Source organism: Peteryoungia aggregata LMG 23059 (assembly GCF_030814435.1).
Lineage (GTDB): Bacteria > Pseudomonadota > Alphaproteobacteria > Rhizobiales > Rhizobiaceae > Allorhizobium > Allorhizobium aggregatum.
In genome coordinates, this window is the sequence record NZ_JAUSUW010000003.1 from 149,010 (window position 1) to 171,248 (window position 22,239).

Below are 22,239 nucleotides of genomic sequence, written 5' to 3' on the forward strand. Positions count from 1 at the left end.
ACCACGTGGGCCCGTCGCCACAGGATCAGGCGCGCAGCGTGCCGCCCGTCGACTTCTCGACATTGCCGACGATCTTCTTCGTCAGTGCATCGAAATCCTCGTCGGTCAGCGTCTTGTCTGTCGGCTGGATCAGAACCTCGATCGCCACCGACTTCCGGCCCTCGCCGACGGATGCACCCTCGAAGATGTCGAAGACATTGACGCCCGAGATCAGCTTGCGGTCCGCGCTTGTCGCCGCCTTGATGATCGCGCCGGCCTCGACCGTCTTTTCGACGACGAAGGCGAAGTCGCGCTTCACCATCTGGAAGGCCGAAAGCTCCAGCGCCGGCTTGGTGCGGGTCGCCTTCTTCTTCGGCTCGGGCAGGGCGTCGACATAGATTTCGAAGCCGCAGAGCGTGCCTGACACGTCGAGCGCTTCCAGCGTCTTCGGGTGGAATTCACCGAAGGTGCCGAGGATGACCTTGGGGCCGGCCTTGATCGTGCCGGAACGGCCCGGGTGATACCATTCGGGGCCACCCTGCTCGATCTGCACGTTGCTCATCGGGATACCGCAGGCTTCGAGCACGGCGAGCGCATCTGCCTTGGCGTCGAAGACGTCGACCGGCTTGCCACCGCCCTTGGCCCCATTCGACCACATGCGGCCGGCACCAGCGATCGACGCCGTACCACGGCGCACGCCACCGGCGACGCGACGCTGCGTGTCGGGCGTATCGCCTTCATAGGTGCCGGAGACTTCGAAGATGGCCACATCGCCGAAGCCACGGTCGGCATTGCGCTGGGCCGCCGTCAGCAGGCCCGGCAGCAGCGAGGGGCGCATGTCCGACATGTCAGCCGCGATCGGGTTGACCAGCTTCAGCTTCTCGCTGCCGCCGCCGAAGAGCCTGGCGTGCTCGGCCGAAATGAAGGACCAGGTGACGGCTTCCAGCATGCCGCGCGAGGCCAGCGCCCGGCGGGCCGAACGTGTGCGGATCTGCAACGTGGTCAGGATCTTGGCATTGACCGAACCGGTCGGAGGCAGCGGCTCCGGCTTGATGTTGTCGACGCCGTGCATGCGCATGACCTCTTCAACCAGATCCGCCTTGCCATCGACGTCAGGACGCCAGGAGGGAACGGAAACCTTGGCTGAGGTCTCGTCGCCCGACAGGATCTCGAAGCCGAGGGCGGTCAGGATCTGGCGCGACTCGTCGTTCGAAACGGTCAGACCCGTCAGGCGCTTGACTTCCGCATAGGGGAAATCGACGACCTTCTTCTGGTGACCCTTGTAGCCCTCGACCTTCATTTCCGCCGCGACACCGCCGCACATTTCGAGAACCAGTTCGGTGGTGCGCTCCAGACCCGGGACCATGTATTCGGGGTCAACACCGCGTTCGAAACGGTAGCGCGCATCGGTGATGATGCCATGGGCGCGGCCGGTCTTGGCGATGTTGATCGGATCCCAGAGGGCCGACTCGATCAGCACGTTGACGGTGTTCTCGTCACAGCCAGAATGCTCACCGCCCATGATGCCGCCGATGGATTCCGGACCGTTGTCATCGGCGATGACGACGTTGTTCGGGTTCAGCTTGTAGGTGCGAGTGTCGAGCGCGAGGATTTCCTCGCCGTCCTTGGCCCGGCGCACGACCAGCGCGCCCTTGACCTTGTCGGCGTCGAAGACGTGCATCGGACGCCCCTGGTCGAAGGTCATGTAGTTGGTGACGTCGACCAGCGCCGAGATCGGGCGAAGGCCGATCGCCAGCAGACGCTGCTGCATCCACTTCGGGCTCGGGCCGTTCTTCACGCCGCGCACGAGGCGATAGGCGAAGCCGGGGCAGAGATGGTCTTCGAGCTCAAGCTTCACCTCGACCGGTGTCTCGCCCTCGACCTTGAAGGCGGGCGCCTTCGGGGCCTTGAGCGTGCCGAGACCCGAGGCTGCGAGATCGCGGGCAATGCCGAAGACCGAGGTGCAATCCGGACGGTTCGGCGTCAGGTTGATCTCGATGACCGGGTCGTCGAGGCCGGCGTACGATGCGAAGGAGGTACCAACAGGGGCATCCTCGGGCAGGTCGATAATGCCGTTGTGGTCCTCGGAGATGTTGAGCTCCTTTTCAGAGCACATCATGCCATGGCTTTCGACACCACGGATCTTGCCGACGGCGAGCGTCACGTCGATGCCGGGCACATAGGTGCCCGGACGCGCGAGCGCACCCACCATGCCGGCGCGCGCATTCGGCGCGCCGCAGACGATCTGCACAGGCTTGCCGTCGCCGGCATCGACCGAGAGCACCTTCAGGCGATCGGCCTCGGGATGCTTTTCCGCCGTCAGGATCCTGGCAATGACGAAGGGCTTGTAGGCCGCCTTGTCATCGACATCCTCGACCTCGAGGCCGATCGCGGTCAGCCGCTCGCAGATTTCCTCGAGCGAAGCCTCGGTTTCCAGGTGATCCTTCAGCCAGGAGAGTGTGAATTTCATTGTCTCGTTCCCATCTGCATCTTGCCCGAAGCGTCCAGCGATCGCGCGCCTGACGCCTGTCTTCCGAGGAGCATGCTGACCACCGTCACATCGAGATCGATATCGGGCCAGTGAATGCTCGACGGCATGAATTCCACGTTGTTCCGCTCCACCGGCAGCGCCTCCTGAAGGGGCGGGTACCACCAGACCGGGACGCTGACGATCCGACCGTCCGTCAGTTCCACATGCAGCAGGTCGTCATCGCAAAGCAGATCGACCGGGCGCATGTTGTCGAGATGTTCAATCAATTCTCTCTTGCCTTCACATAATCCTCCAGCACGTCGTTGATCCGGCTCTGCCAGCCAGGACCGGTCTGGCGAAAATGCTCGACCACGTCTCTGTTCAATCTCAACCCGACACGCTCCTTAACCGGGGCCTTCTGTGGGCCTCGCTGGCCACGAGTTCTCTCCCAGCGCTCGACCACCTCCGGAACAAGGGCACGTGTCGGTCGAAAAGCGCTGAAGTCTTCCAGCGTCATTTCGCGAACCTCTCCATCCTCATCCGTCAGCGGCAGGTCCTGATCCAAAGACTTGGGCGAAGGCTTTCTGTTCTCGCTCATTGGCTTTCCTCAGTGAGATGATCCGCATTCGTTCGGAGCGCTCGGTCCAGCACATGACATGCAGCCGACCACCGAGTAGACCGTAGGTCACAAAGCGGGTTTCCCCGTAATCAACTCGGTCGTCAACGCGCGTCACGGAAGAAGCAAGGTCGAAGCCATAGGCATCTGCGAAATCCAGCCCCCGCTCACGCAGGTTGCGCTGACGCTTCTCCTCGTCCCATTCCAGCTCCATCTCTACCACATATATTTAATTGTGGCCACGAATAAATCATCAGCTGCTCAAACCACCAAACAACGTCGGCACGTCGAGCGGTCGGAAGCCATAGTGGCTCATCCAGCGGACATCGGCGTTAAAGAAGTCGCGGAGATCAGGCATGCCGTATTTCAGCATGGCGATGCGGTCGAGGCCCATGCCCCAGGCGAAGCCCTGATACTCGTCCGGATCGAGCCCGCCAGCGCGCAGCACGTTCGGGTGAACCATGCCGCAGCCGAGGATTTCCATCCAGTCCTTGCCTTCACCGAACTTGACGATCGGGCCCGAGGAACGATCGCACTGGATGTCGACCTCGAAGCTCGGCTCGGTGAACGGGAAGAAGGACGGGCGGAAGCGCATGGTGACGCTGTCGACCTCGAAGAAGGCCTTGCAGAACTCTTCGAGGATCCAGCGCATGTTGGCGACATTCGCCGTCTTGTCGATGACCAGACCTTCGACCTGGTGGAACATCGGCGAGTGCGTGGCATCCGAGTCCTGGCGATAGGTCTTGCCGGGAATTACGATGCGGATCGGCGGCTTCTGGGCCTCCATGGTGCGAACCTGAACAGGAGACGTATGGGTGCGCAGCACCTTGCGCTCACCGTTTTCATCCGGCTGCAGGAAGAAGGTGTCGTGCATCTCGCGGGCCGGATGTCCCTCGGGGAAGTTCAGAGCCGTGAAGTTATAATAGTCGGTCTCGATGTCAGGACCTTCGGCGATCGAGAAGCCCATATCGGCGAAGATCGCTGTGATCTCGTCGACGATCTGGCTGATCGGGTGGATGCGGCCGCGTTCGGCCGGCGAGGAGCGCACGGGCAGCGACACATCGAGCGTCTCTGCCTTCAGGCGGGCGTTGATCGCCGCGTCCTTCAGCGCCGTCTTGCGGGCTCCGATTTCCTCGGTGATCTCGTTCTTCAGCGCGTTGATCGCGGCGCCACGCGTCTGGCGCTCTTCCGGCGTCATCGTGCCGAGCGTCTTTAAGAGTTCCGAAACGGACCCCTTCTTGCCGAGCGCCGCCACGCGCACCGCCTCGATCGCCTGCTCGTCCGCGGCTGCGGCGATATCGGCCTGGAGCTGTGCCTTCAGTGCGTCTAGTTCAACCATCTTTTCCTGCCTTGGCGCGTCGTGGGCCGTCCACCTCATGTAGCGGGGCCGTCATCAGAAATTCCGTAGCCTTGATAAAGCGTCGCAGATCACTACCCATGTGCAGGCGGCCAATCAACCGGGCGAATGGCAAAATTCGACCGGCGAAGGACGCCAGCGCCAGCAATTCCCGGCGGGCGGCCCCCGGTGCATGGCGAAGCCAGGCGTCAAGCGCGGCCGGACAGGTCACCTCGGCGGATACGGCGAGCGATGTCACGACCAGGAAGTAAAGCAGAACATCGCGGGCCTGTGCCACTTCCAGCGGCATCACGGAGGCGGGATCCTCCTCGAAGTCCATGAATCCGACAGCGCCCGCTGCAAGGAAGAAATCGCGGACATGCGGCCGGCCATGACAAAGGCCCGCCGCGTGTACCCGCCCCAGTGCATCCGCCACCTTGACCAGCAGCGCATCATGGGCGCCGGCATCATTCCGGATCCGGCGCAGACGCTCTGCGATCGTCGGCCCGACATCGGCCATGACCATGGCTGTCGGCGAAGCATAGACGACCTTGGGAACGGGAAAACCCGCCTGCTCGAAGGATCGAAGGCGGCGGATCTCCCGCGCCTGCATGGCCTGCGGCCGAAGCTGCGGAGAGGGCCTGAGGAACGGCAGGCGGAAAACGGTGGCAGCCAGGCCCTGGATGGCGACGAAGACCGGAAGGACCTTGTTCCCCTGTCGCTTGATCCAGACGATGCGCGCCGGCAGTTCAAGCCGCTGCACCCGCAGGTCGCTTTCAACCAGAGCCCGCAGCACACGCAGGACATCCTCGTCGCGCAAATCGGTCAGGTCCTGGACGGGCTCTGCCGCTCTCTCCTGGTTTGCCATGCAACACCTCTCGTCCGCATTCGCGGCAGGATTCCGACCCCAATCACCCCTCATGCCGACCCGATGCGGCTAGCTTATGCGAAAAACCCGCGCCGGTGAGCCAGCGCGGGTTTCCCAATCCATCAGAACTCGAAGGAAAGCGCTAGCTTACTTGACCGCGCTTTCAAACTCGTTGGCCGTGCCGGCATCCTTGAGGTAGACAAGTGCCTTCTTGGAAGCTTCGACGAGCTTCGCGAAAGCAGCCGGCTCATGGATGGCGAGGTCGGACAGGACCTTGCGGTCGACTTCGATGCCAGCCTTGTTCAGGCCGTCGATGAAGCGGCCGTAGGTCAGGCCGAATTCGCGGACTGCAGCGTTGATACGCTGGATCCACAGAGCGCGGAAGTTGCGCTTGTTGTTCTTGCGGTCGCGGTAAGCAAACTGCTTGGAACGATCGACGGCAGCCTTTGCTGCGCGGATCGTGTTCTTGCGGCGGCCGTAGAAGCCCTTGGCCTGCTTGAATACCTTGTTGTGCTTGGCGCGGGAAGTTACGCCACGTTTTACGCGTGCCATGTCATGATCTCCTTAATTGTCCAACAGCGATCGGGTCTCAGAGACCGTTCGGCAGGTAGTTCTTGATGACCTTCTTGCCGTCAGGTTCAGCCAGAACCATCGTGCCGCGGGCATCGCGAATGAACTTGTTGGAACGCTTGATCATGCCGTGGCGCTTGCCAGCAGCGGCGGCGAGAACCTTGCCGGTCGCCGTGATCTTGAACCGCTTTTTCGCGGAGGATTTCGTCTTCATCTTGGGCATTTTGCTACTCCATTGTTCTTGTATCGAAACAGGCTGACGAATGCCCGTTTTCAAGCATAAAGAACGGCCACGGCATGCCCTGCCGGACCGTTCGGACGCGCGCTTATAACCGCAGACCCGAAAAAGCGCAACGGGTGACAGACGGGAATCTTGCTTCACCCGGATCACGCCTCCTCAGCGATGGGCCGGAAGCCAGAGCGTCACGCCGAGCCCACCGAGCACAGACCGCGAGAAAGCAATGGATCCACCATAGGCTGCGAGCACATCCTCACTGATGGCAAGGCCCAGCCCGGTCCCCTCGTCGTCGTCGAGATGCACGCCACGGCGGGCGATGCCCGACAGGTCCTCATCCTTGACGCCCGGGCCGTCATCCTCGACATGAAGCCGGATGCCGTCCCGCTGCCGTTCCGCGCTGACGCGGATCTCCGATTTCGCGAAGCGGGTGGCGTTGTCGAGGACATTTCCAAGGGCCTCGGCCAGGTCTGCCGGATCCATATCGACGGTCAACTGCTCATCCAGGTCGACATGCCAGGTGACATCGCGGGCGGCGGTAACCGGGGTGAGAACCGAGATGAGCTTGCCGGTCAGCGAGGCAAGGCCGGTCTGGGCCATCTGTTCGACACCGAGTCTCGCCGACTGCAATTGCCGGTCGGCGCGCTGGCGGATCAGGTCGACCTGCTGCCGGATCATGATGCGCTCGCGATCGGGCAGATTGTCGGCGAGTTGCAGCAGAACCGTCAGAGGTGTCTTCAGCCCGTGCGCCAGGTCGCTCGCCCTGGCGCGAGCGCGTCCGATCGCCGTCTCGCGCTCCTTCAACAAGCCGTTCAACTCGGTGACCAGTGGATGCAGTTCCGTCGGCCCCTCCCCCGTCAGCTGGTCCGTGGCGCCCGACCGCACGCGTGCCAGCCCCTCCTGCAAGCGTGAGAGGGGGGCAAGGCCGATGCCGATCTGCAGGAAGGCGGCCGCCAGGAGAACTGCAGCCGTCAGCACCAGCATGATCGTCATGGCACCGTGGTATTCGGAGATCGTGTCATCGACGATCTTGCGATCGAAGGCGGCGAGCAACGTCAGGGAGCGGGTTCCGCCTGATGTCTCGAAGTCAATGGTGCGCCTCTGCACCAGCAGCGGCGCACCATCCGGCCCTTCGGCCACATCAAACCCGTAGGATCCGGTGAGAAGGGTGCGAGGAGCGAGCTCGATGTCCCAGAGCGAGCGCGAGCGGAAAATGAGGCCATCCTGCCCGATGACCTGCCAGTACAGCCCGCTGCCCGGCAGCTCGAAACGGGGGTCTCCCGGCTCATCGGTCAGCTTGACCTTGCCGCCGCCGAACTCGACGTTGGCGGCGAGCTGGTCGATGATCGCCGACATGTCGGCACGGTAGCGATCGGCGACGTAGTTGGAGAAGACACGGCTGAGGCCCGATGCGACCAGCAGGAGAATGAAGGCTATGGCCAGAACCGAGCCAACCAGCAGGCGCAGACGCAAGGACTGGATCATGCCCCCTCGCCGGCGATCGTATAGCCGAAGCCGCGACGCGTCTCGATGGCCGTGGCATGCGTCTTGCGGCGGATACGGGCGATCATCGCCTCGACCGCATTCTTGCCCGCGTCGTCATCGCGACCCTGGACCTGCCTGGCGATTTCCAGAGGGTCGAAGACCCGATCCGGCTCGGCAATGAGCAAGGCGAGGAGACGGAATTCGAGCGGGGTGAGATCGATCGGGCGGTCATCATAGGTGATGCGGCGCGCGACCTCGTCGAGCACGAAGCCACCCGCAGAGGCTCGTGTCTTGGCCCGACCGCCGGCGCGGCGCAGAAGCGCTTTCAGGCGCGCGATCAATTCCTCGCTGCGAAAGGGCTTGGGCAGGTAGTCGTCGGCACCGGCATCGAAGCCATCGACGCGCTCCATCCAGGACCCCCGCGCCGTCAGCACCAGGATCGGCGTCTCCACGCCGGAGGCGCGCCAGCGCTTGAGGATCGACAGGCCATCCATGCCAGGCAGGCCGAGGTCGAGAATGATCGCCGCGTAGTCACCCGTCTCCCCTTCCGCCCAGACGTCCGGCCCCGTGGCGCGATGTTCGACGACAAAGCCCTCCATCTCGAGCTTGCCGCGTGTGTGGTCGGCTATGGTCTGATCGTCCTCCGCGAGCAGAATGCGCATGGGTCACCATCCGAAGAGATTGAGCTTGCGGCCGGTCGCAGCGTCCAGCTTCAGGGTTCTGACGCGGGAGCCACTTTCCACCTTCAAAGTATAATAGGGAGCGCGAGCCTTCAGATTGAGATCCACCGAAATCACCCTGCCGCCACCCAGGCCGTCGACTCGCTTCAGGATCTCGCGGAGCGGAAGGATACGCCCCTTGTCCACAGCGTCGCGGGCCCGATTGTGGTCCCGGGAGCTGCCTGACTTTCCGGAGCCACTGCTGTCGTCCCGGTCGTCGTCGTCCTTGTCCTGATCGCTATCGTCGTCATCACGATCACGGTCGCGATCACTGCTGTCATCATCGTCATCGGAATCGGAATCGGAATCGTCGCCATCATCCGAATCGTCGGAGCCACCGCCGCCGCTGTCGTCATCATCATCATCGTCATCGTCGCCTCCGTCCTTGGCAAAAGCGCTCCCGGCCGGCGACAGACCAGCGGCGACAAGGCTAAGCAGTGCGAACAGAAAAAGACGACGGTCCATCATGGCTCGATCAGGGTTTGAACGACACTAGCGCGGCTCGGGTCGCCCGCCAACAAGAGAAAAGCCATCCCCGCCCGGTGGGGGCCGGGCGGGGCGAAACGGCATGAATGTCACCCGCGGCGGCTCGGGTTTCGCCGTTCCGGTTCGGTCAGGGTGTGGGGATAACGGTTACGCCGGTCAGCGTGCCCTTCGGTGCACGAAGCTTGATCTCGGTGTTGCCGTGCTCCCGTTCGATTTCGAATCTCAGGCGCTTGCCGTTCTGGTCAACCGGCACCATGGAACCGTTGAGGAGCCCCTGGAGCTGGTTGTCGTTGACGATCAGGCGAATCTCGTCGCGGTCACCGCCCCGTCCACGGCGGCTGCCGTCATCATCATCGTCAACAGAGTCATCATCGACCGAATCGTCGTCGTCATCATCATCGTCGCTGCTGCGGTCGTCGTCATCGTCATCGCTGTCGTCGTCCCGGTCGCGATCCCGGCCGGAACTGTCGTCGTCGCTGTCATCGCGATCACTGTCGCTGTCGCGGCCGCTGTCGTCGCTGTCATCACTGTCATCACTGTCATCACTGTCGTCGCTGTCGTTGTCATCGTCGTCGTCACCGCCCCGCGCGTGGGCTTCGCTCGCGATGAGAGCAGACAACGGGCCAGGAACGAGGGTGCCCAACGTCGGAACAAAGGTGATCGCCATGAGCGCCGTGCTCGAAATAAGCAGGGTGCGGCGAAGAAGCTTGGTCATGAGATGTCCTCCAGAAGCGGTTCAATGCATTTGCGATGGGAGGATCATGCATCACACGCGCTGACAGGGCGGTCCGCGATTCTGTCAGTGTTCTGTCAGGGGCAGTCGATGGCGCGCGCGGTGACGGCAACCATGAAAAAAGCCGCCCCGAAGAGCGGCTTTTTCAACATGCAACGGATCACCTGCTCACTTCGGAGCAAGCACCATCATCATCTGGCGGCCTTCGAGCTTCGGCTCGGCCTCAACCTTGGCGATGCCCACAGTGTCTTCCTTGACCTGCAGCAGAAGCTTCATGCCGAGTTCCTGGTGGGCCATTTCACGACCACGGAACTTCAAGGTCACCTTGACCTTGTCACCTTCTTCGAAGAAGCGGTTCATCGCCTTCATCTTCACCTCATAATCATGGGTGTCGATGTTGGGGCGCATCTTGATTTCCTTGACCTCGACGATCTTCTGCTTCTTGCGCGCTTCAGCCGCCTTCTTCTGGTTGGCGTATTTCAGCTTGCCGAGATCGAGGATCTTGCAGACCGGCGGCTCGGCATTCGGCGAAATCTCGACCAGATCCAGTCCGGCTTCTTCCGCCATGCGCAGCGCCTGATCCGTCGCGATGACACCGAGGTTCACGCCCTCTTCATTGATCAGCTGGACTTTCGGAATGCGGATTTCACGGTTGGAGCGCGGCCCGTCCTTCACGGGGGCATCGGTCTTGAACGGTCTGCGAATGGTCGTATTCTCCTCAAACAATTTCGGAATGTCGCAGCGTTTCCCCGCGCGCATCCGCGTCAAAGGGCTATGTGATATCTGCGACGGCAGTGTCAATAGCATGCTTCCGAAAGAAAATCACCTGTTGTCGGTGACTTCCCGAATGTGTTTTACAACCTTCGACAAAAGGAGCACGCAATGACCGACAGGGCCAACATCCTCAGACAGACCACGATCACCGTCGGAGCCGCCGAGATGGCGCGCGACATCGCGGTGATCACCCGTCTCGGCACGGATGCGGATCGTCCGGCTCTCGTCTGGCTCGGCGGCTATCGCTCCGACATGTCGGGCACCAAAGCGATCGAGATGGACGCACTTGCCGCAGAGCAGGGCATAACGGCCATTCGCTTCGATTATTCCGGCCATGGCGTGTCGGGCGGGGATTTCGCCAAAGGCACCATTTCGCGCTGGACCGAGGAGGCGCTCGCCGTCATCGCTGCATCAGGCGTCAGCAAGGTCGTTCTGATCGGCTCGTCCATGGGTGGCTGGATTGCCTTGCGTGTCATTCAGGAGGCGCGCCGCCTCAACCTGCCCTTTACGGTCGACGGCCTGGTGCTGATCGCGCCGGCGCCGGACTTCACGTCCGAACTCATTGAACCCAGCCTGACGGAGGCCGAACGGCAGTCGCTTGCCGAACGTGGCTATTTCGAGGAGCCTTCCGAATACAGCCCCGAGCCAAACATCTTCACCCGCGAACTCATGGAAGACGGCGCGAAGAACCGTGTTCTCATGGGGCTGATCGAGACGGGTTGCCCGGTGCATATCCTGCAGGGCATGAAGGACCCGGATGTGCCCTATCAGCACGCGCTGAAACTCATGGAGTTCCTGCCGCTGGACGACGTCGTGCTGACCCTGATTCGTGACGGAGACCACCGGCTGTCGCGCCCGGAGGACATCGCGAAGATGAAATCCGCGATCCTCTCCATGATCTGAATATCTCGGATTTTCGGTATCTCGTCATCCCCTGGGAACCTCTTCCCGTTCCGGGGGGGCGAACTGTCGCATTTTAACCATAGCGTATGAATTGCTTGGGCGGCCTGCCCCTGCGCCGTTGACTCATGCCCCCCTGCAATCTTAACGTTTTGTTAAGAATTCAGGGGACGTGTTCATGACGAACGGCTCGCGCGCCATCAAGGCGCTCATCATTGCAGCTGCGGTTCTCGCACCTGCTCATGCGGGCTTCTCTGCGCCGCAGTCGCTTCGCTCGATGATCACCGGCAGTGTGACGTCTCAGCCGATCGGCCATTACGAATTCTGCAAGGCCCAGCCGCAGGAATGTGCAGTGCGTGCCCGTCCGTCGACGCCGCCGAAGGTCACCGACCACGGCTGGAGCGTGATCCGTGACGTTAATGCGAGCGTCAACCATGCCATCGTGCCGATGACCGACGAGGAGATCTACGGCCGCGAGGAAGTCTGGGCCTATCCGGTCGATCTCGGCGATTGCGAGGATTTCGTCCTTCTGAAGCGCAAGAAGCTGCTGGAGGCGGGCTTCTCTGCCGGCGACCTGCTGATGACAGTCGTGCGCAAGCCCGACGGTGAGGGCCATGCGGTTCTCACCGTGCGGACCCAGTCCGGCGATTTCGTGCTCGACAATCTCAACGACGACGTCAAGCTCTGGACCGAGACGCGCTATTCGTTTCTCAAGCGGCAGTCCTCGACGGATACCGGCCGCTGGGTCACCATCGAGAACGGCACGTCCGACGTGCTGGTCGGCGCTCTCCGGTAATGCCTGTTCTCATCGCCGGGTGAGCACCAGCGTCGCGACAACAGCGACGCCCGATACCGCGATGAGCGCGCCAAGCGCGGCCGGCGGTCCCAGCGCCTCGTTCAGCCAGATCACCGAGACCGGCGCGATCGCCGAGGCGATGATCCTTGCGGATGCAAGCGAACCCATGGTCCGCCCATAACCGGCTGTGCCGAAGTAATGCAACGGCAGCACGCCGCGGACGATCGACGTCAATCCCTGACCCGCACCGTAGAAGATCGCAAAGGCGATGGCGAAGCCGGCGAGCGGCGCCCAGAGCGCACCGGCCAGCAAAACCATGCCGAGTGCCATGGCTAAGGCTGCGATAACAGCGGTCAGCGGCGGGGCAAAAAGGTTGCGCCTCGCATATTCAACCAGCCGGGCCGTCACCTGGCTCGGCCCGATGAGGCTGCCGGCCAGTGTCGCGATCGCAGTCGCATAACCGAGATCGCGCATCAGGACGAGAAGCGTGGCACCGACCGCAGACATGACAAATCCCCCCGCCGCAAAGGCCGTCGCCATCAGCACCATCCGGCGCCTGCGATCACCGTCGAGGGGCACATCGACGGCCGGCTCCGGGGTGTTTTCGATCCCGGCTTCGCGGATCCGCGCACGCGGCAAAGCAAGATGAATGGGCAGGGCAATCATGAGGTTCATGGCCGCCAGGACGAGATAGACGTCACGCCAGGTCATCCAGGTCAGCAGCCATTGCAGAAGCGGCCAGAAGATCGTCGAGGCGAAACCCGCGATCAGCGTCACCAAGGTGATATGCGCCCGTGCCTGCCGGCCATGGGTCTGGGCGAGGGCCGCAAAGCCCGCGTCATACTGGACGGCGAGCGCGACAAACTCGGCGAAAAGCGTGATCGCGGCAAACTGCCAGGCATTCTGCATGACGGCAAACATGACGAGGGAGACGGTGGCCGCGATCGAGCCGAGGCAGAGGATCAAGCGCGCGCCGTATCGATCGACAAGCCGCCCAAGCACGGGCGCCGCAATCGCACCCGCAAGCAGCCCGAAGGAGAAAACGCCGAAGACGAAGCTCTGCCCCCAACCGAATTCGCGGGCGATCTCGGGGGCCAGAACAGAGAAGGAGTAATAGAGCGTCCCGTAACCGATGGTCATGGTGACGCCCAGACCGATGGTCGCGGGAGAGGCTTTCATGAATGCGCCATAAAGACGGATGATTGCAGATGTGTGACTGTCATCCTGGCGCAAGGGATCGGCCTCGCCAATCGGTACCCAACAGGCTTGTCGCGTTCGCTGCCGTCTGCCACCATTCCTTCGGATGGGGGGACAGGTGCAGAGCAGACAGTTCAAACAGCTTCTCAACGAAGCGAGACGCCATACCCGACGCGCGGAAGAGGCAGAGGATCTCCTTCAGGATGCCTTTGTCGCGGCGCTCGCGGCAGGGCGAGCCGACCTTTCACAACCGGAAAACATGCGCTGGATGCGGGGCGTGTTGCGCCATCGGAGCACCTTCATCGCCCGTTCGGCCGTGCGTCGACGACAGCGCGAGAGCGTCTTTCTCTCCCAGCAGCCGACGGCGAGCGAGCCTGTGGCGCCACACGATATCGCCCGCCAGGTGGAACTGCTGCCGCCTGCGCTGCGCACAACATTTCTGCTCGCCGTCAATGGCCAGACCCATGGCGAGATCCGGCATCTCCTTTCTGTGAGCGAGGTGGCCTTGCGGCAACGGATCTGCGAGATCCGCAAGCGCCTGCGGGCCGCCGAACTGTCCGGCACGGCACCCGAACGCCTCTCGCCGCAGCTGTCCTTCGGCGCGATCCGGCGGTCGCTGCGTCCGCTGGTCTTGCGCCTCGGCGCACGGCTCGCGACCCACGACCCGGATGGTCACCTCATTTGTTTCGGCCACGACCTCACGAAATTGCGGTTGGCGGCAACAACAAGGCGTTAGCGTTCCAACACGGGAGTTCTCCATGCTGAAAACCAAGAAGCTCAACAATATCTGCTATTATGTGACCGATATCGAACGGACCGCCCGCTTCTACGGCGAGACACTCGGGCTGCCCCTGCAGCGGATGGAAAACGAACCGGGAGAGCCGGACTGGCTGATCGCCTCGACAGCGAACGGGATCGATCTCCTCTTCTTCCAGGTCGAGTCGAAGCCGGGCAACTCGCCGATCGTCGTCTTCGACCTCGAAGATGGCGGCATCGACGACATGGTCGAAGGTCTTGCCGAACAGGGCGTCACGATCGTGACACCCGTCAGCCATTCGCCGGGCGGCTGGTCGGCAGAATTTGCCGACCCCGACGGGCACACCCTGTCGATGTATCAGACGGCGGAAATGCCTCGGCAGCTGAAGGCCATGGCCTGAGGCCGACCGCTCCTGGCAGGGGTCTCGCTACCCCTGCCCGATCAGCACCCCGGCGGCCAGCACCAGCGAGCCGCCGAGCACCACCTGCATGGCGGCGCGCCAGAAGGGCGTCTCCATGTAGCGGTTCTGGATGAAGGCTATCGCCCAGAGCTCGAAGAAGACAATGACGATGGCGGTGATCGTTGCCGTCCAGAAATGCGGGATGAGATAGGGCAGCGCGTGACCGAGACCGCCGACCGTCGTCATGATGCCGGAGGCAAGGCCCCGCTTCAGCGGTGAGCCGCGGCCAGAGAGCTTGCCGTCGTCGTGGGCTGCCTCGGTGAAGCCCATCGAGATGCCCGCGCCGACCGAGGCCGAGAGGCCGATCAGAAAGGTCGACCAGGTATCGCCTGTCGCGAAGGCAGCGGCGAAGATCGGGGCGAGCGTCGAGACAGAGCCGTCCATCAGTCCGGCCAGCCCTGGCTGCACATAGGTCAGGATGAACTGACGCTTCTTGGTCTCGTCCTCCGCCGCCACCGCGTCGTCCGGCAGGTGTTTTTCGCCGAGCATGGTGGCGATTTCCTCGTGACCTTGTTCGGCCATGGCAAGATCGCCGAGAAGCTTGCGGGTCGCCGCATCCGAGGTCCGCTGGGCAGCCTCGTGATAGAAGCGATAGGCGCCATCCTCCATGCGCATGGCTTCGTCGCGGATCTGGTCGAGCGTCAGGTTCTGGCGCAACCAATCGGGCTTGCGGTCGTAAAAGCCGCGCACATGCTCGCGGCGGATCAATGGAATGCGTTCGCCGAACCTGTCCCGATGCCTCTCGATCAACATGTTGCGGTGGGTATGCTCGACCTCGGCCATGTCTTCGAAGACCTTGGCCGATTGCGGATACTCCCCGCGCAACTGATCGGCATAGGCGAGGTAGATGCGGGCGTCGTCCTCCTCCGAGGAAATCGCCAGAGCGAGGATTTCCTGCTCGGAAAGGGTGTCGAAGGCGCGCTTGCTGCCACTTAGAGAGATGCTGAACATGACGATTGTCACCTAGATTAGAATTGTTCTAAACTTAGTCCCGATTGCGGCTTGGATCAAGATGCGGCATGAACCATCTGCATGGCAGGGCGCATCAGGATTGCGACAGCCAGGAAGCGAGACGAAGTCATGACCACCGAACTTTCGGGCCGCGCCGCCCACCGTGCCGAGATCACCCAGCGTGCCGCAGCCGAAATGGCGTCGATCGGCGTCGATGACGCCTTCATCGACCGGCTGGTGGATACGTTCTATGGCAATATTCGCCAACATGCAGACCTCGGCCCTGTCTTCGAGGGCCGGCTTGCAGGGCGCTGGCCGGAGCACATGGTCAAGATGAAGGCCTTCTGGGGCTCCGTCGCCTTCAAGACCGGTGCTTATGGCGGCAAGCCGGTCCAGGCCCATCAAGGCGTCGACGGCATGGCCGAACATCTCTTCCTACAATGGCTGCAACTATTCTCCGACACACTCACCGCCATCGGAGCATCGGAAGAGGCGCATCGCTGGTTCATGGCGAGTGCCGAACGGATCGCCAAGAGCCTCGTGCTCTCCCTCTTCTACAATCCGGCTTTCGACGACCCGCGCATGCGCGGCGCGCCCTGACCGTTCCTTGCGCGGACCATCAAGCTTGGGAAACAAAACGCAAATTTGGTCCGGCCGCCCGACAAGATTGTGACTTTTCGCCCTTGCACTGCCCGACCACCCCGACTAGACCCGCCGCGGGAGCTGGAGGAGTGCGTATCAACGAAGGCAAGAGATCATGAACCGCCGTCAATTCTTCAAGCAGGCCGGCGTCGCCGGCGTCGGGGCAGCAGCCCTTGCAGCCCCTGCCATCGCCCAGGAAAACCCGAAGATCACCTGGCGCCTCGCCTCGTCCTTCCCGAAGAGCCTGGACATCATCTATGGTGCAGCAACCGACATCGCCGAGAGCGTGTCGAAGGCGACCGACGGGCAGTTCCAGATCCAGGTCTACGCCGCCGGCGAAATCCTGCCGCCGCTGGAAGTCGCCGATGCCATCGCCGATGACACCGTCGAGATGGGCCATACCTGCTGCTATTACTACATCGGCAAGGATCCGGCTTTCGCGCTGGGCACCGCCATCCCCTTCGGCCTCAATGCCCGCATGACCAATGCCTGGTTCACCGCTGGTGGCGGCAATGAGCTCCTCAACGAGTTCCTCGCCCCTTACAAGATCTACGCCCTTCCGGCTGGCAATACCGGCGCGCAGATGGGCGGCTGGTATCGCAAGGAGATCAAGACGATCGACGACCTCAAGGGGTTGAAGATGCGGATTGCCGGTCTTGCCGGGGAAATCATGACCAAGGTTGGCGTCACTCCGCAGCAGATCGCCGGCTCCGACGTCTATCCGGCGCTCGAAAAGGGCGCCATCGACGCCACCGAATTCGTCGGCCCCTATGACGATCTGCAGCTCGGCTTCTACAAGGTCGCGCCCTACTACTATTACCCGGCCTGGTGGGAAGGCGGCCCGACGGTTCACGCCTTCTTCAACCTCGAAAAGTTCAACGCGCTGCCCGAAAGCTACAAGCGTATCCTGACGGATGCGTGTGCGGCCGCCAATGCCCGCATGCTCGCCCGCTATGATGCGTCCAACCCCCAGGCGCTTCGCGAACTCGTCGCCGGCGGCGCACAGCTGCGCGCCTTCACCACAGACATCCTCGACACCTGCCACAAGGCCGCGAAAGAGACCTATGCGGATCTCTCGGCGAAGAACGAGTGGTTCAAGAAGCTCTATGACAGCCAGCAGGCCTTCAAGCAGGACGCCTATCTCTGGACGCAGATCGCCGAATACAGCTTCGACACCTACCAGATGATCCAGCAGCGCCAGGGTACGCTCTAAGCGCTTCCATCATCCGAAACGGCAGGAGGGCCGAGAAAAATCTCGGTCCCAAGACGGCTGGACGTGGGCTTGGGGGCTAGATATCGTCATGCTCGGGCTTGTCCCGAGCATCTGCAGCCTATTGATTTTATTCGACCTTAGCAGATCCTCGGCACAAGGCCGAGGATGACGTCGGGTTCGGAGACACGCTTGTCATTGAACTAAGGCCCGGGCATCCACCCGGGCCTCTTCTGTTTTCAGCCTCCACCTCAGTGGCAGCAACCGCTCTTCGCCTCATCCTTCGGCGCACAGCAATCCGCCTCGCGGTTGTCGCGGCTGTGGCCGTTCTTGTCGGCCGGCAAGTCCATCGCGATATTGGCGTCGAAGAAGCCGTTCGGCTTCAGGGTGAAGCCCGCATATTCGACCGGCATGATTGGAAAGTCTTCCGGTTTGCAGACATGGGTGTGGCCGAACGAGTGCCAGAGAACCAGGTCGGCATTGTCGATATTGCGGTTCTGGGCGACATATTTCGGCAGGCCGTCGCCACCAGCATGGACGTTGGGATAGTCGCCGGAGGCATATTTCTCCGCCGGGTCGAAAGCCGTCACCCAGATGTGCTTCCTGGCAAAGCCGCCGCGCTGGGCCACCGTCGAACCCTCTTGCGCCAGCATCAGCGGGCTCGGCATGACCACCATCTTGTAGCCTGGCGCCTTGCCGACGGAGTTCTTGACGTTGGGGTTCTGCACCTTCCAATAGCGCCCGGTCTCGCCATTGGCGATGGCGGGTGAATCCAGTTCGCGCTTCAGCACCTTGGTCTTGGTGTCGAAGACATTGCCGTAAGGGTTGTCGTCGCCCCAGGGACGCGGCACGAACTCATGCTCGGTCACGGTATTGCCGCCGCCATCGACATCCATGTGCAGGCGGGCGTTGAAGAAGTGCTGGTGGGTCGGGCCGCCGAGATTGTCGTCGACCATGCCGCCCCATGGATAGGTCTCGCCGGGAGCGACGGCTGCCGTCTGGATGATGCCGGTGAGCTTCGCTTCCAGCTGGATCGTGCCGTCCTGGTAGAGATACCAGTAGAAGCCGTAGTCGTAATTGCCGACGGTGGCAAAGAACGAGATGACGAGACGGCGTGAGCGGCGGACTTCGAAGATGCCGTTGCGGAATTCATAGTGCTTCCAGAGGATGCCGTAATCCTCCTCATGCATGCAGATCGCGTTTTTCATCACCATCGGCTGGCCGAAATCATCGGCCGAAGGCACGTCAAAATAGTGGATGTGGCCGAGGCAATCGCAGCCGAGTTCCAGACAGTTGGCGAGCCGGCCGAGACCGTATTCGCCGGCATCGAAGGCGCTCTTCCAGAAGTGGTTGGCGGTCGGGTCGGCATAGGGCACGACCATTTCCGTCACCGAGGCGCGGAAGACGATCGGGCGGATCTTGCCGCCATCCTTGATGCCGAGTTCATGCAGCACAAGCCCTTCGCGCGGGGTGAAGCCGACGCGGAAGGACCAGTTCTGCCAGTCGACCTTCCAACCGTCGACGGTAAAGCTCGGCCCCTCCGGCTGAACGATATCGAGCGGCTTCAAGCCCTGGCGCGTCTCCGGAAAGGCTTCCTGGCCATAATTGCGCTTCTTCTTCGGCACCGGAATGATTTTTTCGTCGTCAACGAGATCGACCACCTCGTTCTTCACCAGATCGACCACGGCGACGACACCCTCGATCGGATGGGCGTAACCGTTGTCGCGCTCATCCCCACGCCAGTAGGAGACGGCGCGGACGATGCGCTGGCCCTTTTCGAACTCCAGCCCGAAATAGCCCGATGAGAAGGGGTCGATCTGGACGAGTGGAATGTCCTCATCGGTAATGCCGCGCTTCTTGACGGCGGCGATCCAGCGCGGGTCGGATTTCACCGTCCCCTCAACGGTTTCGAATTCGCAGAGCATGACGGGCGGCTGGCCATAGGGCAGTTCGTCATGGGCCAGGCGCTTGTGGTCGGCGACATGTTTGGCCGTCAGGTCGACGATGCTCTCGAAGGTCGCACCGGTCGAGATATCGAGCGAGAGGAGAAAGGCGAGACGCGGCAGCGGCTTGCCGGCCCGAAAGGCGGCAAGGTCGGCCTTGGCAGGCTCTTCAAGCCGGATGATGGGGAAACGAATGGTTTCCGCCAGCGTCTTTTCGTCCTTGAGGATGGCAACCGCTTCCGCGATTTCGGACAGGCTCAAGGGATCGAGCGGGTGGATGATGGTGTCGACGACGGCGTCCATGGGAGCGTCCTTCAGGCAGTTGGGTTGGTGAGGTTTGGGTGGCGCTGTCACGCCACCCGTGTCTTGTCAGCCGCGCCCGGCGCAGATCTCGGCCTCGATGGCAGGCATGCCGTGGATGCAGAAGAGATTGCAGAAGGCATGGGCCTCGGTGGCGAGCAGGATCGTCGCGGCGCTCAGGGCGATCAACGTGATGCCGAGCAGGCGGTCGGTCGCGGGCAGTGTCTTCAGCGCGGTCATTCGAAGGCCTTTCCGAGCGAAGCATAGAGTTCCGGCTTGGCCTTTCTGATCTGCATGGCAAAGGTTGCCCCGATGAGACCGACCAGCACGATCAGATAGGGGAAGGACTTGACGATGAGGCTTTCAGAACCCGAGAGCAGCGACAGGTTGGCAATGACCAGAGCCAGTGCGCCCAGCAAACCGGCAAGGCCGAGCGCCGGGGCAATCGTCGTCGTCCATACCCCGTGACCCGTCTTCACCTTGCGGAAGAACAGGATGATCGCGACGGACACCAGCGCCTGGACAACAAGAATGCCAATAACCGCAAGCGCCGACATCCACGAGAAGACCACTGTATACGGATCGGCACCGGCGAGGATGAAGAGCACGAGGACGACAGCGGCGATGGCGCTCTGCAGCATGCCGGCGACATAAGGCGAACCGTGCATCGGATGCACCTTGCCGAGCAGCTTGAAGGCGAGACCTTCACGGCCAAGGGCAAAGAAATAGCGGTTCAGCGTGTTGTGAAAGGAAAGCACGCAGGCAAACAGGCTGGTGATCAGCAGGATGTTCATCACCTGCGAAGCCCAGGGCCCCAGAATGGTGTCGGTGGCGGTGAAGTAGAAGGCCTCAAGCCCGGCCTCGGCCGTCGGCTGTACGGCTGCCGGACCGTAGAACTGGACGATTGCCCAGGTGGAGAAGGCATAGAAAACGGTGATCAAGAGCACCGCAACGTAAGTTGCGCGCGGAATGGTCTTTTCCGGGTTTTCCGCCTCTTCACCGAAAATCGCCGTCGCCTCAAAGCCGATATAGGAACCGACAACGAAGACCAGGGCTACGCCAAGACCTGGCGCAAATACGGTGGCGGGCGAAAAGGAGGTGAAGCCAAAACCTTCCGGTCCGCCGCCGGCCATCACGATGCCGATGTCGAGGAGCAGCAGAATGGCGATCTCGGCGATCATGCAGACGCCCAGAATGGCACCGGAGAAGGCGATGTTGCGCTGGCCGCAGATGTGCACGATGACAAGTGCTGCAAAGGACCAGACCCACCAGGGCATCTCGACAATCGGCGCCATGGCGCCTGCCATGAACAGACCGAAGAGGCCGTAGACGGCGATCTGGACTGCCGAATAGGTGACGAGCGCCATCAGCGCGCCGCCGACGCCCGCCGGCTTGCCGATGCCATGGGTGATATAGGTGTAGAATGCGCCGGCCCCGCCGACATGGCGGCTCATGGCGGTGAAGCCGACCGAGAACAGCATGTAGAGAATGCCGGCGAGCACGAAGGCGCCGGGGACACCGGCCCCGTTGCCGAACGCGAAAGCGGCCGGCGTCGCGCCGACCACGGCGGTCAGCGGAGCGGCAGCGGCCACAACGAAAAAAACGATATGCGCGAGGCCGACGGAATTCTTTGCCAGCCGGTCGGTCGGACCATCCGCAATGGATTGTAATGTCATGGGAACCCCTCATTTGTTTGATTTTCATCAAGAGGGTAGGCGCGACATTTTGGCCCCGATATTGCAGTTCATGCCAATGAATCGATAAACCGCGCCACATGGCCGTTTCAGGATGGTGAAAATGGCAGTTGCACCGCAAATGAACAGGCCAATGCCCGCAATTGCATCCATTCGGGCCTCAGTGCTTGCCCCGCTCGTCGAACAAATCGACCGGCGCAGCGGCAAGACCGACCTTTTGCTTGCCTCACACGGCATCTTGCGCAGCCAGCTGGACGACCCTTACGCGATGATCCCGATGGCGCGGTATGTCGCGATCTTCGAGGAGGCAGCCCTTATAGCAAGCGAGCCCTCGCTCGGCGCCCGGCTCGGCACACTGTTCAAACCCAGCGATATCGGCCCGATCGGCGTCTTGTTCTCGATCTCGGGCACGATCCGCGCCGGCTTCGAACGTCTGGCGAAATACGTCAACACGGTCCAGAGTGCCACGAGTTCGGGCGTCTTCGAAGAGGATGGCAATCTCGTCTGGAGCTACCGGCTGGAAGATGCCCGGATGTGGCCAAGGCGCCAGGACAGCGAATTCTCCGTCGTCGCCTCCTGCCAGCTGGTGCGCTCGTGTTTTGCCAAGAGCTGGAAGCCGCTGGAGGTGCATTTCGAGCATCTCGCACCCCGGGATCGTTCGGTGCTGGAGCGCATTTTCCGCTGCCCCCTGAAATTCGGTGAATCCGCCAACCGCATCATCGTCGACGGCCGCGACGCCGCTCGTCTCTACCGCCAGGAGGACCCCGCCCTGTCAGCCGTGCTCGAACGGCATGTGGCGGAACTGGTCGGCAAGGCCATCACGCCCGACAACATCAGCGAGCGCGTTCGGGCCCTGATCGGCATCTATCTCGGCCACAAGCCGATCACGCTGCCGTCCGTCGCCGCCGAACTCAGGATTTCGGTCCGCACGCTGCAGCGTCGTCTGGCCGAAGAGGGAACCTCGCTGCGTGACCTGGTGCGGGAAACCCGGGAAGCCATCGCCGCCACGCAGCTTGAGGCCCATGTGCAAAAGGCACGCATCGCAGAGGTGCTCGGCTATGCGGATTCCACAGTGCTCTGGCGCGCCCAGAAAGGCTGGAGCCGGCGGCAGGACTGAC

At 62.2% G+C, this 22,239-nt stretch carries 25 protein-coding genes; 7 read left to right on the forward strand and 18 right to left on the reverse strand.

Going from position 1 to position 22,239, the window contains the following annotated elements:
* Window positions 1-25: 25 nt before the first annotated feature.
* The 13 genes from pheT to infC all read right to left on the reverse strand — a co-directional run bounded on the left by pheT (window position 26) and on the right by infC (window position 10,202).
* Window positions 26-2,449, reverse strand: coding sequence for a phenylalanine--tRNA ligase subunit beta (gene pheT, locus J2045_RS05890; protein WP_307370431.1), 2,424 nt, complete (start codon window positions 2,447-2,449; stop codon window positions 26-28).
* The gene (locus J2045_RS05895; protein WP_307370433.1) at window positions 2,446-2,736 is read right to left on the reverse strand and encodes a DUF2442 domain-containing protein; all 291 of its coding nucleotides are present in this window, start codon (window positions 2,734-2,736) and stop codon (window positions 2,446-2,448) included. Before J2045_RS05895 ends, pheT begins: the two co-directional genes overlap by 4 nt.
* Complete coding sequence (locus J2045_RS05900) at window positions 2,733-3,047, reverse strand: BrnA antitoxin family protein (RefSeq protein ID WP_307370435.1); 315 nt, start codon at window positions 3,045-3,047, stop codon at window positions 2,733-2,735. Before J2045_RS05900 ends, J2045_RS05895 begins: the two co-directional genes overlap by 4 nt.
* Window positions 2,986-3,279 (reverse strand): BrnT family toxin, encoded by a 294-nt coding sequence (locus tag J2045_RS05905; protein ID WP_307370438.1) that lies wholly within the window; start codon window positions 3,277-3,279, stop codon window positions 2,986-2,988. Before J2045_RS05905 ends, J2045_RS05900 begins: the two co-directional genes overlap by 62 nt.
* Window positions 3,280-3,318: 39 nt before the next feature.
* On the reverse strand, window positions 3,319-4,404 hold the full coding sequence (gene pheS, locus J2045_RS05910) for a phenylalanine--tRNA ligase subunit alpha (protein ID WP_307370441.1): 1,086 nt from the start codon (window positions 4,402-4,404) through the stop codon (window positions 3,319-3,321).
* On the reverse strand, window positions 4,397-5,269 hold the full coding sequence (locus J2045_RS05915) for a lipopolysaccharide kinase InaA family protein (protein WP_166600010.1): 873 nt from the start codon (window positions 5,267-5,269) through the stop codon (window positions 4,397-4,399). Before J2045_RS05915 ends, pheS begins: the two co-directional genes overlap by 8 nt.
* A 147-nt stretch (window positions 5,270-5,416) precedes the next feature.
* Complete coding sequence (gene rplT, locus J2045_RS05920; protein ID WP_166600011.1) at window positions 5,417-5,821, reverse strand: 50S ribosomal protein L20; 405 nt, start codon at window positions 5,819-5,821, stop codon at window positions 5,417-5,419.
* A gap of 37 nt (window positions 5,822-5,858) precedes the next feature.
* Window positions 5,859-6,062, reverse strand: coding sequence for a 50S ribosomal protein L35 (gene rpmI / locus J2045_RS05925; RefSeq protein WP_307370447.1), 204 nt, complete (start codon window positions 6,060-6,062; stop codon window positions 5,859-5,861).
* Window positions 6,063-6,236: 174 nt separating this feature from the next.
* Window positions 6,237-7,559, reverse strand: coding sequence for a sensor histidine kinase (locus J2045_RS05930; RefSeq protein WP_307370450.1), 1,323 nt, complete (start codon window positions 7,557-7,559; stop codon window positions 6,237-6,239).
* Window positions 7,556-8,221 (reverse strand): response regulator transcription factor, encoded by a 666-nt coding sequence (locus J2045_RS05935; RefSeq protein WP_307370453.1) that lies wholly within the window; start codon window positions 8,219-8,221, stop codon window positions 7,556-7,558. The genes J2045_RS05930 and J2045_RS05935 overlap by 4 nt, the downstream gene beginning before the upstream one ends.
* A 3-nt stretch (window positions 8,222-8,224) precedes the next feature.
* Entirely contained in the window at window positions 8,225-8,746 is a 522-nt protein-coding gene (locus J2045_RS05940) for a PepSY domain-containing protein (protein WP_307370455.1), read from the reverse strand.
* A gap of 145 nt (window positions 8,747-8,891) precedes the next feature.
* Complete coding sequence (locus J2045_RS05945) at window positions 8,892-9,479, reverse strand: hypothetical protein (RefSeq protein ID WP_307370459.1); 588 nt, start codon at window positions 9,477-9,479, stop codon at window positions 8,892-8,894.
* Window positions 9,480-9,665: 186 nt separating this feature from the next.
* Window positions 9,666-10,202, reverse strand: a complete 537-nt coding sequence (gene infC / locus J2045_RS05950; RefSeq protein WP_307371133.1) for a translation initiation factor IF-3 — start codon at window positions 10,200-10,202, stop codon at window positions 9,666-9,668.
* A gap of 177 nt (window positions 10,203-10,379) precedes the next feature.
* Here infC and J2045_RS05955 point away from each other — a divergent pair, with 177 nt between their 5' ends.
* Window positions 10,380-11,174: an alpha/beta hydrolase gene (locus J2045_RS05955; RefSeq protein WP_307370461.1), complete on the forward strand. Its 795-nt coding sequence runs from the start codon at window positions 10,380-10,382 to the stop codon at window positions 11,172-11,174.
* A gap of 175 nt (window positions 11,175-11,349) precedes the next feature.
* Window positions 11,350-11,967 carry a transglutaminase-like cysteine peptidase gene (locus J2045_RS05960; protein ID WP_307370464.1) on the forward strand — a complete coding sequence of 206 codons (618 nt, stop codon included), beginning with the start codon at window positions 11,350-11,352 and terminating at the stop codon, window positions 11,965-11,967.
* A gap of 9 nt (window positions 11,968-11,976) precedes the next feature.
* Here the strand turns inward: J2045_RS05960 and J2045_RS05965 are convergent, their stop codons facing one another.
* Complete coding sequence (locus J2045_RS05965; RefSeq protein WP_307370467.1) at window positions 11,977-13,146, reverse strand: MFS transporter; 1,170 nt, start codon at window positions 13,144-13,146, stop codon at window positions 11,977-11,979.
* 136 nt (window positions 13,147-13,282) lie between these two features.
* On the opposite strand from J2045_RS05965, the gene J2045_RS05970 reads away from it, so the two are divergent.
* Entirely contained in the window at window positions 13,283-13,900 is a 618-nt protein-coding gene (locus J2045_RS05970; RefSeq protein WP_307370469.1) for an RNA polymerase sigma factor, read from the forward strand.
* A 22-nt stretch (window positions 13,901-13,922) separates the two neighbouring features.
* Window positions 13,923-14,321: a VOC family protein gene (locus tag J2045_RS05975; protein WP_307370472.1), complete on the forward strand. Its 399-nt coding sequence runs from the start codon at window positions 13,923-13,925 to the stop codon at window positions 14,319-14,321.
* Window positions 14,322-14,348: 27 nt separating this feature from the next.
* On the opposite strand, the gene mbfA is transcribed toward J2045_RS05975, so the two are convergent.
* Complete coding sequence (gene mbfA, locus J2045_RS05980) at window positions 14,349-15,332, reverse strand: iron exporter MbfA (protein ID WP_307370475.1); 984 nt, start codon at window positions 15,330-15,332, stop codon at window positions 14,349-14,351.
* A gap of 129 nt (window positions 15,333-15,461) precedes the next feature.
* Here mbfA and J2045_RS05985 point away from each other — a divergent pair, with 129 nt between their 5' ends.
* Both J2045_RS05985 and J2045_RS05990 read left to right on the forward strand, forming a co-directional pair.
* Complete coding sequence (locus tag J2045_RS05985; protein WP_307370477.1) at window positions 15,462-15,932, forward strand: group III truncated hemoglobin; 471 nt, start codon at window positions 15,462-15,464, stop codon at window positions 15,930-15,932.
* 157 nt (window positions 15,933-16,089) lie between these two features.
* Window positions 16,090-17,187 carry a TRAP transporter substrate-binding protein gene (locus J2045_RS05990; protein WP_166600022.1) on the forward strand — a complete coding sequence of 366 codons (1,098 nt, stop codon included), beginning with the start codon at window positions 16,090-16,092 and terminating at the stop codon, window positions 17,185-17,187.
* Between the two features lie 248 nt (window positions 17,188-17,435).
* Here J2045_RS05990 and J2045_RS05995 read toward each other — a convergent pair whose 3' ends face one another.
* The 3 genes from J2045_RS05995 to J2045_RS06005 all read right to left on the reverse strand — a co-directional run bounded on the left by J2045_RS05995 (window position 17,436) and on the right by J2045_RS06005 (window position 21,103).
* Window positions 17,436-19,430 (reverse strand): primary-amine oxidase, encoded by a 1,995-nt coding sequence (locus J2045_RS05995; RefSeq protein ID WP_307370480.1) that lies wholly within the window; start codon window positions 19,428-19,430, stop codon window positions 17,436-17,438.
* A gap of 66 nt (window positions 19,431-19,496) precedes the next feature.
* Complete coding sequence (locus J2045_RS06000) at window positions 19,497-19,667, reverse strand: hypothetical protein (protein WP_307370482.1); 171 nt, start codon at window positions 19,665-19,667, stop codon at window positions 19,497-19,499.
* The gene (locus J2045_RS06005) at window positions 19,664-21,103 is read right to left on the reverse strand and encodes an APC family permease (protein WP_307370484.1); all 1,440 of its coding nucleotides are present in this window, start codon (window positions 21,101-21,103) and stop codon (window positions 19,664-19,666) included. Before J2045_RS06005 ends, J2045_RS06000 begins: the two co-directional genes overlap by 4 nt.
* A gap of 121 nt (window positions 21,104-21,224) precedes the next feature.
* Between J2045_RS06005 and J2045_RS06010 the strand changes: the two genes are divergently transcribed.
* Entirely contained in the window at window positions 21,225-22,238 is a 1,014-nt protein-coding gene (locus J2045_RS06010) for an AraC family transcriptional regulator (RefSeq protein ID WP_307370486.1), read from the forward strand.
* The last annotated feature ends 1 nt before the right edge of the window (window position 22,239 follow it).

Bases quoted from the DNA above. Each gene is read 5' to 3' on its own strand.
- pheT (WP_307370431.1), bottom strand. From the start codon at position 2,449: ATGAAATTCACACTCTCCTGGCTGAAGGATCACCTGGAAACCGAGGCT.
- J2045_RS05900 (WP_307370435.1), bottom strand. From the start codon at position 3,047: ATGAGCGAGAACAGAAAGCCTTCGCCCAAGTCTTTGGATCAGGACCTG.
- J2045_RS05905 (WP_307370438.1), bottom strand. From the start codon at position 3,279: ATGGAGCTGGAATGGGACGAGGAGAAGCGTCAGCGCAACCTGCGTGAG.
- pheS (WP_307370441.1), bottom strand. From the start codon at position 4,404: ATGGTTGAACTAGACGCACTGAAGGCACAGCTCCAGGCCGATATCGCC.
- J2045_RS05915 (WP_166600010.1), bottom strand. From the start codon at position 5,269: ATGGCAAACCAGGAGAGAGCGGCAGAGCCCGTCCAGGACCTGACCGAT.
- rplT (WP_166600011.1), bottom strand. From the start codon at position 5,821: ATGGCACGCGTAAAACGTGGCGTAACTTCCCGCGCCAAGCACAACAAG.
- rpmI (WP_307370447.1), bottom strand. From the start codon at position 6,062: ATGCCCAAGATGAAGACGAAATCCTCCGCGAAAAAGCGGTTCAAGATC.
- J2045_RS05930 (WP_307370450.1), bottom strand. From the start codon at position 7,559: ATGATCCAGTCCTTGCGTCTGCGCCTGCTGGTTGGCTCGGTTCTGGCC.
- J2045_RS05935 (WP_307370453.1), bottom strand. From the start codon at position 8,221: ATGCGCATTCTGCTCGCGGAGGACGATCAGACCATAGCCGACCACACA.
- J2045_RS05940 (WP_307370455.1), bottom strand. From the start codon at position 8,746: ATGATGGACCGTCGTCTTTTTCTGTTCGCACTGCTTAGCCTTGTCGCC.
- J2045_RS05945 (WP_307370459.1), bottom strand. From the start codon at position 9,479: ATGACCAAGCTTCTTCGCCGCACCCTGCTTATTTCGAGCACGGCGCTC.
- J2045_RS05955 (WP_307370461.1), top strand. From the start codon at position 10,380: ATGACCGACAGGGCCAACATCCTCAGACAGACCACGATCACCGTCGGA.
- J2045_RS05960 (WP_307370464.1), top strand. From the start codon at position 11,350: ATGACGAACGGCTCGCGCGCCATCAAGGCGCTCATCATTGCAGCTGCG.
- J2045_RS05965 (WP_307370467.1), bottom strand. From the start codon at position 13,146: ATGAAAGCCTCTCCCGCGACCATCGGTCTGGGCGTCACCATGACCATC.
- J2045_RS05975 (WP_307370472.1), top strand. From the start codon at position 13,923: ATGCTGAAAACCAAGAAGCTCAACAATATCTGCTATTATGTGACCGAT.
- mbfA (WP_307370475.1), bottom strand. From the start codon at position 15,332: ATGTTCAGCATCTCTCTAAGTGGCAGCAAGCGCGCCTTCGACACCCTT.
- J2045_RS05985 (WP_307370477.1), top strand. From the start codon at position 15,462: ATGACCACCGAACTTTCGGGCCGCGCCGCCCACCGTGCCGAGATCACC.
- J2045_RS05990 (WP_166600022.1), top strand. From the start codon at position 16,090: ATGAACCGCCGTCAATTCTTCAAGCAGGCCGGCGTCGCCGGCGTCGGG.
- J2045_RS05995 (WP_307370480.1), bottom strand. From the start codon at position 19,430: ATGGACGCCGTCGTCGACACCATCATCCACCCGCTCGATCCCTTGAGC.
- J2045_RS06000 (WP_307370482.1), bottom strand. From the start codon at position 19,667: ATGACCGCGCTGAAGACACTGCCCGCGACCGACCGCCTGCTCGGCATC.
- J2045_RS06005 (WP_307370484.1), bottom strand. From the start codon at position 21,103: ATGACATTACAATCCATTGCGGATGGTCCGACCGACCGGCTGGCAAAG.
- J2045_RS06010 (WP_307370486.1), top strand. From the start codon at position 21,225: ATGGCAGTTGCACCGCAAATGAACAGGCCAATGCCCGCAATTGCATCC.